General features: G+C 75.5%; 12 protein-coding genes, 1 pseudogene and 1 riboswitch. Of the genes and pseudogenes, 11 read left to right on the top strand and 2 right to left on the bottom strand.

The annotated features are described in order from the left end of the window. Positions 1–125: 125 nt before the first annotated feature. The gene (locus CLV72_RS10435; RefSeq protein WP_211302804.1) at positions 126–911 is read left to right on the top strand and encodes a Fic family protein; all 786 of its coding nucleotides are present in this window, start codon (positions 126–128) and stop codon (positions 909–911) included. A gap of 762 nt (positions 912–1,673) precedes the next feature. Here the strand turns inward: CLV72_RS10435 and tenA are convergent. Next, positions 1,674–2,402 carry a thiaminase II gene (tenA, locus tag CLV72_RS10430; protein ID WP_106243973.1) on the bottom strand — a complete coding sequence of 243 codons (729 nt, stop codon included), beginning with the start codon at positions 2,400–2,402 and terminating at the stop codon, positions 1,674–1,676. Then, positions 2,393–2,510: riboswitch (TPP riboswitch) on the bottom strand. It overlaps the preceding gene by 10 nt. A gap of 195 nt (positions 2,511–2,705) precedes the next feature. Between tenA and ssd the strand changes: the two genes are divergently transcribed. From ssd to CLV72_RS10395, 7 genes are all read left to right on the top strand, one after another. Continuing rightward, a complete protein-coding gene (gene ssd / locus CLV72_RS10425) occupies positions 2,706–3,794 on the top strand; it encodes a septum site-determining protein Ssd (protein ID WP_106243970.1) in 1,089 nt (362 codons plus the stop codon). Continuing rightward, a complete protein-coding gene (locus CLV72_RS10420) occupies positions 3,787–5,040 on the top strand; it encodes a TadA family conjugal transfer-associated ATPase (protein WP_106243966.1) in 1,254 nt (417 codons plus the stop codon). The genes ssd and CLV72_RS10420 overlap by 8 nt, the downstream gene beginning before the upstream one ends. Further along, positions 5,037–5,753 (top strand): type II secretion system F family protein, encoded by a 717-nt coding sequence (locus CLV72_RS10415; RefSeq protein WP_211302803.1) that lies wholly within the window; start codon positions 5,037–5,039, stop codon positions 5,751–5,753. The genes CLV72_RS10420 and CLV72_RS10415 overlap by 4 nt, the downstream gene beginning before the upstream one ends. A 1,158-nt stretch (positions 5,754–6,911) precedes the next feature. Continuing rightward, positions 6,912–7,724 carry a type II secretion system F family protein gene (locus CLV72_RS10410; protein WP_245930094.1) on the top strand — a complete coding sequence of 271 codons (813 nt, stop codon included), beginning with the start codon at positions 6,912–6,914 and terminating at the stop codon, positions 7,722–7,724. A 439-nt stretch (positions 7,725–8,163) separates the two neighbouring features. Further along, positions 8,164–9,051 carry a DUF4244 domain-containing protein gene (locus CLV72_RS33800; protein WP_342755663.1) on the top strand — a complete coding sequence of 296 codons (888 nt, stop codon included), beginning with the start codon at positions 8,164–8,166 and terminating at the stop codon, positions 9,049–9,051. Next, complete coding sequence (locus CLV72_RS10400; protein WP_106243959.1) at positions 9,041–9,466, top strand: TadE family type IV pilus minor pilin; 426 nt, start codon at positions 9,041–9,043, stop codon at positions 9,464–9,466. Before CLV72_RS33800 ends, CLV72_RS10400 begins: the two co-directional genes overlap by 11 nt. Continuing rightward, positions 9,438–9,854 carry an Rv3654c family TadE-like protein gene (locus tag CLV72_RS10395; protein WP_106243956.1) on the top strand — a complete coding sequence of 139 codons (417 nt, stop codon included), beginning with the start codon at positions 9,438–9,440 and terminating at the stop codon, positions 9,852–9,854. The genes CLV72_RS10400 and CLV72_RS10395 overlap by 29 nt, the downstream gene beginning before the upstream one ends. A 1,654-nt stretch (positions 9,855–11,508) precedes the next feature. Here CLV72_RS10395 and CLV72_RS10390 read toward each other — a convergent pair. Continuing rightward, the gene (locus CLV72_RS10390) at positions 11,509–13,788 is read right to left on the bottom strand and encodes a DEAD/DEAH box helicase (RefSeq protein WP_245930090.1); all 2,280 of its coding nucleotides are present in this window, start codon (positions 13,786–13,788) and stop codon (positions 11,509–11,511) included. A gap of 243 nt (positions 13,789–14,031) precedes the next feature. Here CLV72_RS10390 and CLV72_RS10385 point away from each other — a divergent pair. From CLV72_RS10385 to CLV72_RS10375, 3 genes and pseudogenes are all read left to right on the top strand, one after another. Continuing rightward, positions 14,032–14,381: pseudogene (locus CLV72_RS10385) on the top strand (STAS domain-containing protein). A gap of 18 nt (positions 14,382–14,399) precedes the next feature. After that, positions 14,400–14,885 (top strand): ATP-binding protein, encoded by a 486-nt coding sequence (locus tag CLV72_RS10380; protein WP_106243950.1) that lies wholly within the window; start codon positions 14,400–14,402, stop codon positions 14,883–14,885. A 623-nt stretch (positions 14,886–15,508) separates the two neighbouring features. Then, positions 15,509–17,827, top strand: coding sequence for a sodium-translocating pyrophosphatase (locus CLV72_RS10375; RefSeq protein WP_106243948.1), 2,319 nt, complete (start codon positions 15,509–15,511; stop codon positions 17,825–17,827). The last annotated feature ends 173 nt before the right edge of the window (positions 17,828–18,000 follow it).

Genomic DNA, 18,000 nt, shown 5'->3' with positions numbered 1-18,000 from the left:
GCGCGCCCGAACAGTTGTGGTCGGGACCACTTCACCAGTACAGCACCCGAACCACAAGGGGCAGCGGGGCGGGTCGGCGCCGCGCTCATCCGCGCGGGACGGGCGGTGCCCTAGAGTCGGTCTCCGTGACCGACCCGATGACCGCGATCGCCGAGCTGCCCGGGGTGGCCGACGCCGTCCACGACGCCAGGACCGCGGCCGACCGGCTGCTCGGCCACCGCGCGATGCGCCGGCACGGCCCCGAGGTGTCGGCGGAGTCGCTGCTGCGCGGCGCGCGCGCCTCGGCGGTGCTGGAGGGCGCGTCCATCACCCTGGAGCGGATCCGCGCCGACCCCGGCGCGGACCCCCGCGTCCAGGGCGCGCTGCGGATCTCGGCGGAGCTGGGCCGGCTGCGCGACACCTGGCGGCACGCGCCCCGGCAGGTGCTGGCCCGGCTGCACGTGCTGGGCGCGGCCGACCTCGCCGCCCCCGACGCCCTCGGACGGCCGCGCTCGGGCGCCCCGGCCGCCGACCCGCTCGGGCTGGGGGAGGCGCCCGCCCCGGCCGAGGCGGCCGGGCGGCTGGCCGCCCTGAGCGAGCTGGTCACGGCGCGCGGCGGCGCGCCCGCGCTGGTCGTCGCCGCCGTCGTGCACGCCGAACTCGCCGCGGTGCGGCCGTTCGGCACCGCCGACGGCCTGGTGGCGCGGGCCGCGATGCGGCTGGTCCTGCTCGACCTCGGGCTCGACCCCAAGTCCGCGATCGCCCCCGAGGTGGGCCACCTGGAGTTGGGCGCCGGCTACCCGGACGCGCTGCGCGGCTACCTGTCCGGCGGTGCCGCGGGCGTGGCGGGCTGGGTGCGGCACTGCGCGGACGCCGTGGTGGCCGGGGCGCGGGAGTCGCTCGCGGTGTGCGAGGCGCTCACTCGCGGTTAGCGCCCCGGTCGGCGGGGTGCGGCAGCGGCGAAGGGGCGCGTCGGGCCGGATTTCGATTAGGTGACGTTTCGGACGCGTCCGACAAGTAAACCGGGAGCGGCCCCTGCACAGGCGAACGGCGCCCCCGAACACGGGGCGCCGTCGCGCAGGTCACGCCAGCCAGGCAGTCAGCTCACTGCACCTTCACATGTCGGACCAGGTCATTAGCCTGTCGCGACCGTATCTCGCGGTTGGTTGCGCGTGCTTGTCCGATTGGCGTGCACGGGCGTGATAGGCCCGTAACACTTTTGTACGCCCGATGCCGCGGCTTGAAAAGGGCTATCCGGCATCGAATTTCGGCCGCGTGCCGCCGGGTGCGCACGGCGCCGTCCCGAGATCGCCGCCGACCTGGGCTAGTGTGCTGCTTCACCGTCCGTGTCGGCCTTCCGGCACGCGCGGCGGAGCGGCGCGCGGCGCGCGGCCGCGACGGCGATCGGACGGTCGAATGAGGCTGATGCCCCCGTATGTCCGGATCGCGGGGACGATCATCGCAGGTACGAGGTGGCAGTCGTTGTCAAAGCTTGTTCTGCCTAGACTGCTTGGGAGTAGATTTGTTTTGCTCCTAATCGACGGAAGCATGACCCAGTAAGGCCCCGGCGGGCCCCACAAGAGCTTTCTTGGAAGCGGGACCGGCTCTACCCCCCCGGAGCCGGACCGTACGGCGACCCCCGCTCTCCCCCCGGCGGGGGTCGCCACTTCTTCCGGCCCGTGCGGGCACCGCCCTCAGGCGGGCCGCGGCCGCAGCGGCCAGTCCTCCAGGGTCCAGGCCATCTCCCAGAACCGGATCTCGTAGTGACAGCTGTCCTCGAAGGCCCGCTCCATCCTCGCGCGCTCGGCCGCGCCGGCGTCCTCGGCCAGGCCGTCGACCAGCACGCGTAGCCGGTCGGTGACGCCGCCGGTCGCGCGGGTGCCGTAGAACTCCCACCAGCCGTAGAACGGGTGCTCGGGCCCGGGGCGAGCCTCGGCCAGGAAGCGGGCGCCCGCCCAGGTGTAGGTCCACGGGCAGGGCAGCAGCGCGGCGAGCAGCACGCCGAGGCTGTCGCGGCCGGCCGCCATCATGTGGTTGATGTACGCCTGGGCGGTCGGCGCCAGCCGCTCCACCTGCGCGTCCTCGTAGGCGACGCCCGCGTAGTCGCACATGACGTGGTGCGGGTGGGTCTCGTCGTCCAGGATGAACGCCGCGCTGTCGTGGAAGTGCCGCATCCAGCGGCGGTCGGGCGACAGCGCCATGCCCAGGCCGTAGCAGCGCAGGTAGGCGGTCAGGTACTGGTTGTCCTGGCCGACGTAGTGCAGCACCTTCTCCTTGGCCAGGGTGCCGTCGCGGAGCCCGGCCAGGAACGGGTGCTCCCAGAACTCCTCGAACAGGTGGGCGTGGCGCTTGCCGAGGCCGGCGGTGAAGCCCGCCTCGCCGGGCTCGGCGCCGAAGGTCGTCTCCGTGGAGGCAGAAGTCATTTCCACCGTCCCTCCGCTCGTGTCAACGAGATCAGGTTCGTCGGGTTCGGGCCGGGCCCGTCTCAGTCCGGACGGCTGGTCGTGTGCCGGACACCCCGCGTGGGTCAGCCGCCACGTTACCGGGCGAACGGGCACGAATCACCCCCGGATGGCGCTGGAATTCAAACTTTGTATGCGGTATACGCGCGATCTGTGGACAAGTCCCGGCCGGTTGTCCACAGGCGGTGGACCGGGCATTGGCGGCCCGGCGCGGATCCGGGAGCGTGGACGCGTTCCCGCAGTCCCGTCCCCCAGGAGGCCGCCATGCCGTCCGCCCCGGCAGCCCGAGTCCGCCCGCTGCTCGTCACCGAGGACCCCCGGCTGCTCGACGACCTGCTGCGGCTCGCCGCGGCCGCCGACGTCGAGCTGAGCGTGGCCGCCGCCCCGGGCGACGTCCGCGCCCAGTGGGCGGCCGCCCCGCTGGTACTCGTCGGCGCCGACCTCGCACCCCGCCTGATCGCCGACGAGCTCCCGCGCCGCGGCGAGGTGCTGCTGGTCGCAACCGACGACTCCCGGCCCGAGGTGTGGCGGCAGGCCGTCGCCCTCGGCGCACGCGACGTGGTGGCGCTGCCGCGCGGCGAGCCCCTGCTGGTCGACCGGCTCGCCGACGCGGCCGAACCCCGGTCGCGGTGCGGCGCCGTCATCGGGGTGGTCGGCGGCCGGGGCGGCGCGGGCGCGAGCGTGCTGTCCGCGGCGCTCGCCCTGGCCGCCGCCCGCCGCGACCGGTCCGCCACCCTGGTCGACCTCGACCCCCTCGGCAGCGGCGGCGACCTCCTGCTCGGCTGGGAGAACGCCGCGGGCTCCCGCTGGGGCGAGCTGGTGCGCACCCGGGGCCGGCTCAGCGGCGCGGCCCTGCGCGCCGCGCTGCCCGCCCACGACGGCCTCGCCGTCCTCACCTGGTCGCGGGGGCCGGCCGAACCCGTGCCCGCGGCGGCGGTGCGCTCGGTGCTGGCGGCCGCGGTGCGCGGCTCCCGGCTGGTCGTGGCCGACCTGCCGCGCCGCCTCGACCCCGCCGCGGCCGAGGCCGCGACCCTCGCCGACCGCGTCCTCCTCGTCGTACCGGCCGACGTCAGGTCCGTCGTCGCGGCGGCCCGCGTCGCCCACAAGCTGCGCGGGTACACCGGGCGGCTGGCCGTGGTGGTGCGCGGCCCCGCCCCCGGCGGGCTCGCCGCCGAGGAGGTCGCCGACACCCTCGGCGCGCCGCTCGCCGGCCGGCTCCCCGCCGACTCCGACCTCGACCGCGCGATCGACCAGGGCCGCCTCCCCGCCCGCACCGCCCGCGGCCCGCTCGCCGCCTTCTGCGAGTCCTTGCTCGACGCGCTGCCCGCCCGGACGGAGGCCGGCGATGGCTGACCCCCGCCCGGCCGAACCCGGCTGGCCGCCCGGCCGGTGGGCCGACGGCGACGGCGCCGCCGGCCGCGAACCCGCCCCCGAACTCCTGGAGGCGGTCCGCTCCTGGCTGGTGCGCACCGGCGTCGAGCCCAGCCCGTCCGGCGTCGCTGCGGCGCTGCGCGCCGAGGGCGGCGTGCTCGGCGACGCCGAGGTACTCGCGATCGCCCGGGTGCTGCGGGCCGACCTCGCCGGAGCCGGACCGCTCGACCCCCTGCTGGCCGACCCCGACGTCACCGACGTCCTGGTGAACGGCCCCGACCAGGTCTGGGTGGACGCCGGCGACGGCCTGCGCCGCACCGGCGTCACCTTCGCCGACGACGACGCCGTGCGCCGCCTCGCCCAGCGGCTCGCCGCCTCGGCCGGCCGCAGGCTGGACGACGCCGTTCCGTACTGCGACGCCAGGCTCGACGGCGGAGTGCGCCTGCACGCCGTGCTCCGCCCGGTCGCGCCCGAAGGCACCTGCCTGTCGCTTCGGCTGGCCCGCTCCCGGGTCTTCTCCCTCGCGGAGCTGGTCGAAGCGGGCAGCCTCCCGCCGGTCGGCGCCCAGCTGCTCGGCGCGCTCATCGCCGCCCGCGCCGCCTTCCTGATCGCCGGCGGCACCGGCTCCGGCAAGACCACCCTGCTCAACGCGCTGCTGTCCCTGGTCGACCCGCGCGAGCGGATCGTGCTCGTCGAGGAGTCCACCGAACTGCGCCCCGAGCACCCCCACGTCGTCCGGCTGCAGAGCCGGCCGCCCGGGCTGGAGGGCACCGGCGCCGTCCCCATGCGCGAGCTGGTCAGGCAGGCGCTGCGGATGCGGCCCGACCGCCTGGTGGTCGGCGAAGTCCGCGGCGCGGAGGCCGCCGAGCTGCTGAGCGCCCTGAACACCGGCCACGACGGCGGCTGCGGCACCCTGCACGCCAACGCGGCCGCCGACGTCCCCGCCCGCCTGGAGGCGCTGGGCTGCGCGGCCGGGCTGAGCAGGGAGGCGGTGCACAGCCTGCTGGCCGCCACCCGCGTGGTGGTGGTCCGGGTCACCAGGGAGCCGCGCGGCGGACTGCGCCGGGTGGCCGAGGTGTGCGTACTGGCCGCCGACGCCACCGGCCTGGTCAGGGTGCTGCCCGCCGTCGCCTTCGCCGCCCCCGGCCCGGTCATCCCCGGCCCCGGCGCGGCCGAGCTCGCCGCCCGACTCGGCCCGTACTGGCCCACCGCCCTGGGCGAGCCGTGACCGCGCTCGCGGCCGCGGCCTGCGTCGGGCTCGCGGTGTGGCTGCTCGGCTCGGCGGCGCCCGGCCGGGTGCGGCTGCGGCGGCTGCGGCCCTCCGGCGGCGCGCCCGTCCGGTCCCTGCCGGACCTCCGTCGGGCGGTGCTGCGCGGCGGCGAACGAGAACTCTGGCAGCGGGCGGTGGTCGAACTGTGCGCGGCGCTCGCCGCCGAACTGCACGCCGGCCGCACCGCCGCCGACGCCCTGGCGGCCGCCGCCGACGAGGCGCCGCCCGCGGTCGCCGCGCGGCTGGCCCCGGTGGCGGCCGCCGCCCGCTCCGGCGACGACCCGGTCGACGCGCTCGTCGCCCTCTCCAGACTCCCCGGCGCCGGCGGGCTGGCCTACCTGGCGGCGTGCTGGCGCGTCGGCGCCGGCACCGGCGCGGGCTTCGCCCAGGTCGCCGACCGCCTCGCCGACACCCTGGCCGACGGCCTGGCCCGCCGCCGCGAGACGGCCGCCCAGCTCGCCGGCCCGCGGACCACCGCGATCCTGCTCGCCGCCCTGCCCGCCGCCGGCCTCGCCCTCGCCACCAGCCTCGACGAACGCCCGCTGGCCTTCCTCCTAGGCACCCCCGCCGGCCTCGCCTGTCTGGCGGCGGGCATCACCCTCGACGCCGCCGGCCTGTGGTGGACCCTCCGCATCAGCAGCCGCGCCTGCACCGCCCAGGAACTCCGATGACCCGCCCCGGCACGGACCGGGGCCGGCCAGCCGCCCCGCCTCCGCCGGGAGATCCATGCGCGCTCACCACGGGACCCGGGCGACCGTCCACTCCCGGAGGTCGTCGCCCCCGGTCCGTGGGCGCCGCCCGGCCCATCCGTCCGCACCGCGAAAGCCGCCACCGCGCCGACCCGCCGTCGACCCCGTCCCACACCGGCACGTCCGCGCGACCGCCACGACGGCGGCCGTCCGGCCGGGCCGGGGGCGATCGGAGCAGGCGGACGATCGGCGTGGACCGACCGCTACTCCACGTCCGCACGGGTCCGGATCTCTGCCGGCGTGCGGACCCGCCATCGGCCCCGTCTTTCACCGGCACGTCCGTGCGCCTCAGCAACAGCGGCCGTCCGGCCGGACCAAGGGGGTCCGGGCGGACGATCGAGCCGAACCGGCCGCCGTTCCACGTCCGCACGGCATGGACCTTCCGTCACCCGCATGCCGTCAACCGGGACTCGGGCGGAATCCCGCGGCGTCGCACACACGGTCCGAGGGGGCAGCGCGGTCGGGCACGTCTTCACTCCGGCAGGCGCATACGCACGCCCGCTTGGGCCCGGTATGGGCTCGGACCGCCTGGCCGCCGGTCGGCGCGGCCATCGCTCCGCGCGCACACGGCGACGGGCCGCCACCTGGGCCGGCCTGCATGGGGGCCATCGCCCGGCGCGCACGTGGAGCGACGACGAGTCGGCGGACGAGACCGCATGGGATCAGGGAACACCCGCGAGTGCGGGGACGGCCGCAAGGAACGGCCCACCACCCGCCGCGGCGGAGGAAACACCCCCGGCGCATGCGGGGACGACGCGTCGTCCCCGCATGCGCGGCCGGGCCTCCCGGAACACTCCCACCCGCCGGAAGCGTCGGTGGCAGAGGTGCGCCGTGGTGAGTGCGGCGCACAGGTCCGCCGGTGGTGCGAGGCGTCTGGCGGTCCCGTACGCACGGGAGCCTGAATGACTCGGTGGTCCTGCGGCCGGCGGCCGCACGGTACGTACGGAGCCCCGAATGGCGGGGTGGTCGGACCCGCGGCCGCACATGCGCATGGAGCGCGCGTTACGCGATGGTCCGGCGGCCGTGACAGGCGCGGGGTGTCGCGTTCATGACGACCCGGCCGGTTGAGCCGGCCGGGTCGTGGACGATTCGGGAGGTCCGGTGGTGGAGGTCTGGGAGTACTCGGCGGGGCTGGGCGGAGTGGTGCTGGCGGCGGCCTTCGGCGCGCTGATCGTGCCGCGCCGCCGGGCGGCGCGGCGGCTGGCCGCGCTGCTCGGTCCGGCTCCGCCGGGACCGCGGCCCGTGCCGCCCGACGGCCGGGAGCGCCGGGGCGAGCCGCCCGCCGCGACGCTGCCGCGGCCGGTGCGGCTGGTCGTCGCGGCCGTCGCCATGGTCGCCGGCTACGCGCTGGTCGGCGGGGCGGTGGGCCTGGCGGCGGCTCCGCTGGCCGGCTGCGGCGCCTTCCTGGTGGTGTCCCGCGCGGAGCCGCGCGCGGTGCGCGAGCGCCGGGAGCGCATCGAGTCGGGCCTGCCGGTGGCCACCGAGCTGCTGGCCGCCGCGCTGCGCAGCGGCCTGCCGCCGACCGACGCGCTGGAGGCCGTCGGCCGGGCCCTGCCCGGCCCGCTCGGCGAGGAGCTGCGCACGGTCGCCGAACGCCAGCGCCTTGGCACCGATCCCGCCGCCGCGTGGCGGCTGGCCGAGGGCCCCGACGACCTGCACGCCCTCGGCCGCACCCTGGCCCGCTCCGCCCGCACCGGCGCCCCGCCCGCCGCCGCCCTGGACCGCTTCGCCCGGGACCGCCGCCGCGCCGCCCGCTCCCGCGCGGTCGCCGCCGCCCAGCGCGCGTCGGTCGCGGCGGTGCTGCCGCTCGGCCTGTGCTTCCTGCCCGCCTTCGTGCTCATCGGCGTGGTGCCGATGGCCGTGGGCCTGATGGGCGCGGTCGTCCTACCGTGACGCCGCCCGTCCGCTGATTCCGCCCCCCGCCGCCCGGCCGGATCGGCCGGGAATTGCACCCGCACCGCCCGAGCGGCGGTCCGGAGCACACACGGGCCCGATATCACGGAAAGTCGCCATCCCTTTCCGCTCCGTCCACGCCCGCCCCGGATTCAACGGCGCCGGCCGCTCCGCCGCCCTTCCGCCCGGGCCTCTCCTAGGCGCCTCCCCGCGCGTACTCTCGCTCGCTCGGCCGCTGAACCTCCGACGCCGCAGCGCGATCCGGCTCAGACCCGACCGACCGGGAACCGCTCGCAAGCGCAGATTCCGCCGTGTCCCGTACACGTTTCCGCTCGGACGACCGCCATTTCCAAGCGACAGGTGATCCGGGAAACGAGCCAATGCCAATCGTGAGTGCGAATCGTCGATCCGCCGACCGGCAGAACATCTTGTCGAAAAAATGGCAAGTGAATCAGATGGCCTTGTCGACTCGCCATTCTCAAGCCAAGCGAATATGTCGACACCGCAACGCGCCGACATATCGGCCTCCCGCCCACCTGTCTTCCACCCTTGTCAATCCGCCCGTCCACAAGCAGGCGCCGCCAGGTCGACTTGTCCACAACCCGCCGGTAACCCCTCACGCCGCGCACCTCGCGGCACAAGGATGGTTGTAGGGGAGCCCCCCAGGGAGGGCGGGGGAAGGGGCTGTGGCGGGGTTGTCCACAGGGGGAGGGCGGGTGGGGGAGTTGTCCACAGGTTTGGTGGTGCGCATCTTGTCGCGGGCTTGGCGGCGGAGGCTGTGCTTGCCGCCGCGGCCGCGGTGGCGGGACCGCCTGATGGATCTGTGGAGGAAGCCATGCGAACCGACTCTGGGCGCGCACTGACCCAGCTCGCGCGGGGGATCGTGCCTGCCCGTGGGCTCGCCGGGCGGGGTGTCCGCTCGGCCTCGCCGGCCAGAGCCGGATGCTTCCGGCCGCGTGGCCGCTGCGCCGGCGGGGATGCGGCCGGGGCCGGGTGGGCCGCCGTACGCCGCCGTGGCGGGGGCGCCCTTGGCCGTCACCCGGCCGGTGGACCGGCGGTCGGGTGCCCGGCCGCTCGCCGTCGCGGTGCCCTCCCTGAGGGGCGGCTCGGGACCGGCGTGGCGAGGGTCGGGCGCCGCGCCGAGTACCGGCATGGCGGTGTGGCTCCTCGCGGAAGTGCCGACGACGGTATGGCCACGGCCGAATACGCGGTCGTCCTGATTGCTGCCTGCGCCTTCGCCGCTGTGCTATACCGCATTCTGACCAGCGAGGACGTCAGCCAGCAGCTGGTGGCGCTGGTGAACCGGGCGCTCGGCCTTGCGGGCTGAGCGCGGGCCGCGCCGCCGTGGGGGGCAGCGCGGCGCGGTCACCGCCGAGACCGCGATCGCACTGCCCGCCGTCGTGCTGCTGCTCGGGATGGCCCTGTCGATGCTGGCCGCCGCCTCCGCGCAGGTGGCCTGCGCCGACGCGGCCAGGTCCGCCGCACGGCTGGCGGCGCGGGGCGAGTCCGACGCCGTGGTCGGCGACACCGCGCGACAGCTCGGCCCGCCCGGGGCGCGGGTGGCGGTCGAGCCGCGGCCGGCCGAGGGCAGCGTGCGCGTCGCAGTGGAGGCCGACGTGCCGCTGTGGATGGCCGTCCGGGTGACGCTGCCGGTCCACTGCGCGACCGTCGCCCGGCTGGAACCCGGCCGGGCCGTACCGGGAGGTGAGCGCGATGCGGTGCCCGCCCCGCCCGCCGACTGAGCAGCCGCGCCGTCCCAGCGCGGGGCTCCGGGCGCAGCGCGGCAGCGGCACGGTCTGGGCGGTCGCGCTCTGCGCGCTCGTGTGGACCAGCGCGCTCGTCCTCGCCGCCGCGGCCGGCGTCCGGGCCGACCGCCAGCAGGCGGCGGGCGCCGCCGACCTCGCCGCCCTGGCCGCGGCGGCGCGTGCCGTGGCGGGCGCCTCGGCCGCCTGCGCGGCCGCCGATGCGAGTGCGCAGCGCAACGGCGCGCGGCTGGAGTCCTGCGCCGTCCGCGGCCCGGCCGCGGAGGTGGTCGTCGCCGTCCCGGTCGACCGCCTCCCCGCGGCCCTCGGCATCGGTCCCGACCTCCAGGCACGCTCCCGTGCCGGTCCCGTGGGGTGGACACCGTGACCTGTCCGGCGATCCGGCCACCGGGCGGCCCCTCGCTCCCGCGACCGGGAGGTTCGTGGACCTGTGACCTGCCCGGTGGCGGCCCGGCCGCCGAGATGGCCGTCGTCATTCCGGTCGACCAACTCCCTTCGGCCTTCGGCATCCGTCCTAGGCCGCGGGCGGGCTCCCGTGCTGGTCCGGTGGGGCGGATCCCGTGACGGGTCCGGCGGCGGCCCGGCCGCCGAGGTGGTCGTCGCCGTTCCGGTCGACCGCCTGCCCGCGGCCCTCGGCATCGGCCCCGCGCTGCGGGGGGGGGCGTGCTGGTCCTGTGGATTCCGTGTCCGGTGGCGGTTCGGCCACCAAGCGGTCGCTCGCCGCTGCGACCAGGAAGGTTCGTGGACCCGTTGACTTGTCCGGCGACGGCCTCGTCGCCGCGGTGGTCGTCGCCGTGCCTGACCTCGGTGCTCGGCATCGGTTCCACGCCGGGGCGGGGTTCCGTGCTGGTCCCGCGGGGTGGACCTCGTGACCCGTCTGGCGGCGGTTCGGCCACCGGGCGGCCGCTCGGCCACTGCGACCGGACGATCGGGGCCGTGATCCGCCCGGCGGCGGCTCGGCCGTCCTCTGCCGGGCTGACCTGTCGCATGCGCACTTGGGCGCGGTCTGGGAACGAACGGGTTCGGCGGGTGTGGCAGGGCCTTCCGGTGCGCTCCCCGACCGCAGACCTACGTGCACGCACGCCTGGCGCCACGGTGTCGGGGGAGCGCCGGAGTGCCCGTGCGCGGGGACTCGCTCGCGTACCCGGCGGGCGCGTCATGCGGCAGCTGGGGGAGGCGCCAGGGTGGGGCGGCCGTGGCCGGAGGAGGACGCTCGCGGGGGGCGCCTTGTCCTGGTGGAGGCGGCCGGTCGGGTGCCGGTGGCCACGCCGCCTTGTCGTCAGGTGGTGGAGGTGGTCGTGGGAGCGGCGAGTGCGGTGTCGTTCGGGGCCGTCCCCGGAGCGGAGTCCTCGCGTGTGCGGGGTGGTCCTACCGCGGGATATGTCGGCGGGCGGACGAGTCGGGTGCTGGTGGCCGCCACCTTACCGCCAGGTGGTGCAGGGGCCGTGGGACCGGCGGGCATGGTGTCGTTCGGGGCCGCTCCGGAGCGGAATCCGTGGGTGCGGGGTGGTCCTGCTGATGGGCGCGTCGGCGGGCGTATGAGTCGGGTTCCGGTGGCTGCGCTGTCTTTCGGCCAGGTGGTGGAGGGGCCGTGGGACCGGCGGGTGCGGTGCCGTTCAAGGCCGTCGCCGGGTGGAGTCTTCGTGCGCGGGGTGGTCCTGGCGTGGGGCGCCGGCGGGCGGGCCGCCGGGGCGGTCGAGGCGCGGGAGCGGGAGGACGATGAGCGCCGGGGGAGGCGGCCTCTCCGGTTCTCCGGCGGCGGCCGAAGTGCGGGAGTCGGAGGACGCGGGAGCCGGGGGACGAGGAACGCCGGGGAGCGGGAAGTCCCCTCCCGGGGTCTCCCGGCGGCGGCCGAGGCGCGGGAGCGGGAAGCGGCCCCCGGGATCCGCCCGACGGTGGTCTCCGCGCGTCGGGGCGGGGCCGTTACCGGTGACCTGGCTCCGGTCGGCGCCTGCGGCCGGGGGCCGCCCGGGTGCGGCCTTGGGCCGCCGATGGTCGGGCCGGGCGTCCCGGACGGCCGCTCAGGCGGCCGGTTGGGCGGTTTCGGGTTCGGGGGTGGTGACGTCGGGGGCGCCGGCGAGGAGGGTGTCCAGGAGGCGCAGGGCGCCGGACTTGTCGAGGGGTTCGTTGCCGTTGCCGCACTTGGGCGACTGGATGCACGACGGGCAGCCGGTGGGGCACTCGCAGTCGGCGATGAGGGCGCGGGTGGCGCGCAGCCAGTCGGCGGCGCGGAGGTAGCCGCGCTCGGCGAAGCCGGCGCCGCCCGCCTGGCCGTCGTAGACGAAGACCGTCAGGCGGCCGGTGTCGGGGTGGGCCTCGGTGGAGACGCCGCCGATGTCCCAGCGGTCGCAGGTGGCGAAGAGGGGGAGCAGCCCGATCGAGGCGTGCTCGGCGGCGTGCGCGGCGCCGGGCAGTTCGACGCCCTCCTCGCGCAGCCGCTCCGCCTGCTCGGGTGCGACCGTCCACCAGCAGGCGCGGGTGTGCAGGGTGCGGGGCGGCAGGTCCAGCGGCTCCTCGCCGACGGGGGTGCCCGTCGCGGCGTCGCGCAGCTGGTAGGCCACCACCTGGTCGGTCACCCGCACCGTGCCGAAGTGCAGGCTCGCCTCGCCCCACGCGCACTCGCGCACCGGCTCGGCCACCTCGATCCGGGTCACCCCGCGCGCCCAGGTGGAGTAGGGCGGCCGGGCCGGCTCCACCAGGGCGATGGCGTCGTCCAGGTCCAGCCGCCGCACCAGGTAGGTCTCGCCCTGGTGCAGGTAGACGGCGCCCTCGTGCACGGTGCTGTGCGCGGCCGCGGCGTCGACGCTGCCGAGCAGCACCCCGCTGTCGGCCTCCACGATCTGCACCGGCGTCCCGCCCGAGCCGCGCAGGTCGGCCAGGTCGCTCGCCCGCTCCCTGCGGGTCCAGTACCAGCCGTTGGAGCGGCGCCGCAGCAGGCCGCGCTCCACCAGCTCCGCCAGCGCGGCCGGCGCGGCCGGGCCGAACAGCTCCAGGTCGGCCTCGCCGACCGGCAGCTCCGCCGCTGCCGCGCACAGGTGCGGCCCGAGCACGTAGGGGTTGTCCGGGTCGAACACCGTCGTCTCCACCGGCCGCCCGAACACGGCGTCGGGGTGGTGCACGAGATAGGTGTCCAGCGGATCGTCCCTGGCGATGAAGACGGCCAGCGCCCGCCTGCCGTCGCGCCCGGCCCGGCCCGCCTGCTGCCACAGCGACGCGCGGGTGCCCGGCCAGCCGGTGATCAGCACGGCGTCCAGCCCCGAGATGTCCACCCCCAGCTCCAGCGCGTTGGTGGTCGCCAGGCCCAGCAGCTCGCCCGAGCGCAGCTCCGCCTCCAGGCGGCGGCGGTCGCTCGCCAGGTAGCCGGCCCGGTAGGCCGCGATCCGCCCGCCGCCCGCCCCCTCGCCGGCCGGCCCGCCGGGGCGCAGCTCCGCCAGCCGCTCCCCGGCCTCCAGCGCCACCGACTCCGCGCCGCGCCGCGAGCGCACGAAGGCCAGGGTGCGCACCTCATCGGCGGCCAGCTCGGCCAGCAGCTCGGCCGCCTCGGCGGTGGCCGGGCGGCGCACCGGGGCGCCCCGCTCCCTGGTCTTCTCGGTGAGCGGCGGCTCCCACAGCACGAAGTCCTTGCCGCCCCGCGGCGAGCCGTCGGCGGTGACCTCGCGCACCGGCAGCCCCACCAGCCGCTCGGCGACCGCGCCCGGCGCGGCGATGGTGGCCGAGGCCAGCACGAACACCGGCTCGCTGCGGTAGCGGGCGCACACCCGCCGCAGCCGCCGCAGCAGCGCCGCCACATGCGAGCCGAACACGCCCCGGTAGCGGTGCGACTCGTCGACGACCACGTAGCGCAGCCGCCGCAGCATCGACGCCCAGGCGCGGTGCTGCGGCAGGATCGCGTGGTGCAGCATGTCGGGGTTGGTCAGCACGTAGTCGGCGTGCCGCCGCACCCAGGCGCGCTCCTCGAACGGGGTGTCGCCGTCGTAGCCGGCCGCGCGCATCCCCGGCAGCTCCAGTTCGCGCAGCGCCCGCAGCTGGTCGGCGGCCAGCGCCTTGGTGGGCGCCAGGTACAGGACGGTGCCGCCCTCCTCGACCGCGGCCGCCGCCGGCATCAGGTACGCCAGTGACTTTCCGGAGGCGGTGCCTGTGGCGATGATCACAGAGCGCCCGGCCCGGGCGTGTTCGGCCGCTTCGGCCTGATGCGCCCACGGAGCGTCGATCCCCTCGGCCCGCACCCTGCTGACCAGCGCTTCCGGCACCCACGCGGGCCACGGCGCCGTCCGGCCCTCCCGCACGTCCACCCGCTCCACATGCGTGACCCGGGATGTGCGGGTAGGGTCACGCAGTAACCGGCCCAGCGTCGCTGGCAGCCGGCCGTCTGCGGCACCTCGTGGCGGAACGGTCGAACTCACAGGTTTTCCATCGGGGATCTGGGGGGACATCACGCGCGGTGTCGTGATTCTCTGTTATGACACAAGGCTAGGGCGAGGTTGAACGCCGCCCAAAGGGGTAGCGCCCGTCCTTGACTGACGCGGTTGGTGCTGGAGGACTCTGTGGATCTGAAGCTTGACCACTACACCGAGGGCGATAGCGAGATCGTTGTCGTCGAGGGTGAGATCGACGTCTACACCGCCCCGCGGCTGCGCGAGTTGCTGATCGACCTGGTGAACAAGGGTAACTTCCACCTGGTCGTGAACATGGAGAAGGTCGAGTTCCTGGACTCCACCGGCCTCGGCGTGCTGGTGGGCGGCCTCAAGCGGGTCCGCGCCCACGACGCTCGCTCGACCTGGTCTGCACCCAGGAGCGCATCCTGAAGATCTTCCGGATCACGGGTCTGACCAAGGTGTTCGGCATCCACAACTCCGTCGCCGAGGCCCTCGAAGAACGTCAGTCGAAGAAGTAGGCGGGCCGCGAGCGCGTGATGGCAACCGTCGAGCTGACCATAAGTGCGCTGCCCGCACACGTGCGCACGGCCCGGCTGCTCGCCACGGCCGTCGCCCGGCGGCTGGGCATCGGCGACCCCACCCTGGACGAGATCAGGCTGGCCGTGGGCGAAGCCTGTTCCAGGGCCGTGGAGGCGCACCGGCGCAGCAGCCCCGCCGAGCCGATCCGGCTCGAACTGATCGACCACGCCGGCCGCTACGAGGTCGTGGTGCACGACCGCGTCCCCTCCGCCGCCGACTCCGGGCCCGCCGAGTCCGGGCCGGGGCAGGATCCGATCGGCGACCTGCTCTCCCCTGACGTCGGACTGGCGGTGATCATGGGGCTGGCCGACCGCGCCGATATCGAGCCCTCCGCCGACGGCACCGTCGTCACCATGAGCTGGCCGACGCCCGCCCGGCCGGAGTCCGACGCCGTCGGCGTGCCGCACCGGCGCTCGCCCCAGCCGGTCACCCCCGACTCCTGAGCCCCGGCCGACCCCGCCGGCGGATCCGGGCCTCTCGCCCCCGCGTCCCCGGCACGACCCCACCGGTACCGCAGCCGGTGGGGTTTCGGTTTCCGCCCCTCCGGGCGCCGGGCCGCCCCGCGCGCCCCTCCCAATGCCGGCCCGGAATTGTTGGGCGCTAAAACAAATATGTGCGCTTCTGCCGGAGCGGCCCGTTTGCGGCGCTTGCGGCAAACGGCGCCGCGGCACGCGCCGCCGCCGGCGCGGACCGGGCGGCGGCGCGGCCCGCCGGCCGCAATGCGGCGCATTGCGCGCCCCGGCCCCATTTCGACCGGACGCGGCAAGGGGTTTCCGCTGGTCGAGCCGGAAGGGCGGGGTACGGTTCGGGTTTTCCTTAACTCCTGCGTAGACTCGCGGAACCGCTCCATTCGCCGAACTCGGCGGAGCGGTGGTTCTACCCGTAAACGGTGGCACCCGCATGTCCCTGCGGGACGTGCTGAGCGGAGGCTTGCCCTCAGGCGACTGAGTTCACGCGCTCCACGCAGCGCGCCCTACGTGTGCCGTCGGGCTAGCTGACAGTCCACTCCGAACGGCGGCGCACTCACGCGCGGGACCTCAAGCGTGCCCGTCTCAAGGAGGACGGATTGTCTGGGCTCATCCTGGCCGCTGAAAGCGGCCCGGGCCTGAACCTGGAAGGTCAGAACCTCGTCCTGGTGGCCGTCGTGGCGGGGGTGGCGCTGCTCGCGCTGCTCTTCGCCGGCTACCTGGTACGCGAGGTTCTGTCGGCCAGCCAAGGCACAGAGAAGATGCAGAGCATCGCGACGGCGGTCCAGGAGGGAGCGGCCGCCTACCTCAAACGGCAGTTCCGCACACTGGCGATCTTCGTCGTCGTGATCCCCCTGCTGCTCCTGCTGCTTCCAGCGGAAGACTGGCCGGTTCGCATCGGCCGCTCGCTGTTCTTCGTCGTCGGCGCGGGCTTCTCCGCGCTGACCGGCTTCATCGGCATGTGGCTGGCCGTGCGCGGCAACGTCCGCGTGGCAGCGGCCGCCAGGTCCGACGGGGAGAAGGCGGCGATGCGCATCGCCTTCCGCACCGGCGGCGTGGCGGGCATGTTCACCGTGGGCCTCGGCCTGTTCGGCGCCGCCGTGGTCGTGCTCGTCTACACCGGCAACGCCCCCGTCGTCCTGGAGGGCTTCGGCTTCGGCGCCGCCCTGGTGGCCATGTTCATGCGGGTCGGCGGCGGCATCTTCACCAAGGCGGCCGACGTCGGCGCCGACCTGGTGGGCAAGGTCGAGCAGGGCATCCCCGAGGACGACCCCCGCAACCCGGCGACCATCGCCGACAACGTCGGCGACAACGTCGGCGACTGCGCGGGCATGGCGGCGGACCTCTTCGAGTCCTACGCGGTGGTGCTGGTCGCCGCCCTGATCCTGGGCAGCGCCGCCTTCGGCACCTACGGACTCGTGTTCCCGCTGATCGTGCCGATGATCGGCGTGATCACCGCGGTGATCGGCATCTACGCGGTGTCGCCACGGGCCGGCGACCGCACCGGTATGTCGGCGATCAACCGCGGCTTCTTCGTGTCGGCCGTCGTCTCCGCCGTGCTCGTGGTCGGCGCCGCCTTCTGGTACCTGCCGGCCAGCTTCGAGGAGCTGGGCGTGGACACCGACGGCTCGGCCGGCATGCTCATCGGCGACCCGCGGGTCTTCGCCGTGGGCGCGGTGCTCATCGGCCTGGTGCTGGCCGCCGCGATCCAGCTGCTCACCGGCTACTTCACCGAGACCAACCGGCGCCCGGTGAAGGAGATCGGCGAGAGCTCCGAGACGGGCGCCGCCACGGTGATCCTCTCGGGCATCTCGGTCGGCCTGGAGTCGGCGGTGTACTCGGCGCTGCTCATCGGCGGCGCCGTGTTCGGCGCCTTCCTGCTGGGCACCGGCGGCTCCATCACCCTGGCGCTGTTCGCGGTGGCGCTGGCCGGCACCGGCCTGCTCACCACCGTCGGCGTGATCGTGTCGATGGACACCTTCGGCCCGGTCGCCGACAACGCCCAGGGCATCGCCGAGATGTCCGGCGACGTCGAGGGCGCGGGCGCGCAGGCGCTCACCAACCTCGACGCCGTCGGCAACACCACCAAGGCGATCACCAAGGGCATCGCCATCGCGACGGCCGTGCTCGCCGCGACGGCGCTGTTCGGCGCCTTCCGCACCGCGGTCGAGGGCAGCCTGGCCGACCAGGTCGGCGACGCCGCGGGCACCTTCAACCTCGGCATCGACCAGCCCGACGTGCTGGTGGGGCTGATGGTCGGCGCGGCGGTGGTGTTCCTGTTCTCGGGCCTGGCCATCATGGCCGTCGGCCGCGCGGCCGGACGGGTGGTGCTGGAGGTCCGCAAGCAGTTCCGCCTCAAGCCGGGCATCATGGACGGCACCGAGAAGCCCGACTACGGACCCGTGGTCGACATCTGCACCCGCGACTCCCTGCGGGAGCTGATCACCCCGGGCCTGCTGGCGGTGCTCACCCCCATCGCCGTCGGCTTCCTGCTCGGCTTCAACCCGCTCGGCGGCTTCCTGGCCGGCGCCATCGCGGCCGGCACCCTGATGGCGGTCTTCCTGGCCAACTCCGGCGGCGCCTGGGACAACGCCAAGAAGCTGGTCGAGGACGGCCACCACGGCGGCAAGGGCTCCGAGGCCCACGCCGCCACGGTGATCGGCGACACGGTCGGCGACCCCTTCAAGGACACCGCGGGGCCGGCGATCAACCCGCTGCTCAAGGTGATGAACCTGGTGGCGCTGCTCATCGCCCCCACCGCCGTCGCCTACCACCAGAGCGCGGTGGGCTACGCCATCGCGGCGGTCGCCATCGCCGTGCTGGTCGGTGTGATCATCTGGTCCAAGCGGCAGGGCGGCGGCATCGCCTCGCAGCAGGCGGCCGAACCGGACGCGACGGAGAAGGTCGCCACGACCTGACCCGCCCGGCCGGGCGCACCGTACGCGGCCGGGGACGCCCAGGCGTCCCCGGCCGCCTCCATGCCCGGGCCCGGACACCTTCCGGTCCCGAGCATGATTGACTTGAGAAGATCGATGGGAGAGCGCCGATGTCAGGAGTAAAGGGCCTCGCCGTCCTCGTGGGGGCGATGCTG

It is taken from the genome of Allonocardiopsis opalescens (assembly GCF_003002095.1).
In the GTDB taxonomy this organism is placed as follows: Bacteria; Actinomycetota; Actinomycetes; order Streptosporangiales; family Streptosporangiaceae; genus Allonocardiopsis; species Allonocardiopsis opalescens.
The sequence above is the reverse complement of the archived record's forward strand: the minus strand, read 5'-3'. Positions and strand labels throughout refer to the sequence as shown.

Bases quoted from the DNA above. Each gene is read 5' to 3' on its own strand.
- CLV72_RS33800 (WP_342755663.1), top strand. From the start codon at position 8,164: ATGGCAAGTGAATCAGATGGCCTTGTCGACTCGCCATTCTCAAGCCAA.
- ssd (WP_106243970.1), top strand. From the start codon at position 2,706: ATGCCGTCCGCCCCGGCAGCCCGAGTCCGCCCGCTGCTCGTCACCGAG.
- CLV72_RS10395 (WP_106243956.1), top strand. From the start codon at position 9,438: ATGCGGTGCCCGCCCCGCCCGCCGACTGAGCAGCCGCGCCGTCCCAGC.
- tenA (WP_106243973.1), bottom strand. From the start codon at position 2,402: ATGACTTCTGCCTCCACGGAGACGACCTTCGGCGCCGAGCCCGGCGAG.
- CLV72_RS10380 (WP_106243950.1), top strand. From the start codon at position 14,400: ATGGCAACCGTCGAGCTGACCATAAGTGCGCTGCCCGCACACGTGCGC.
- CLV72_RS10420 (WP_106243966.1), top strand. From the start codon at position 3,787: ATGGCTGACCCCCGCCCGGCCGAACCCGGCTGGCCGCCCGGCCGGTGG.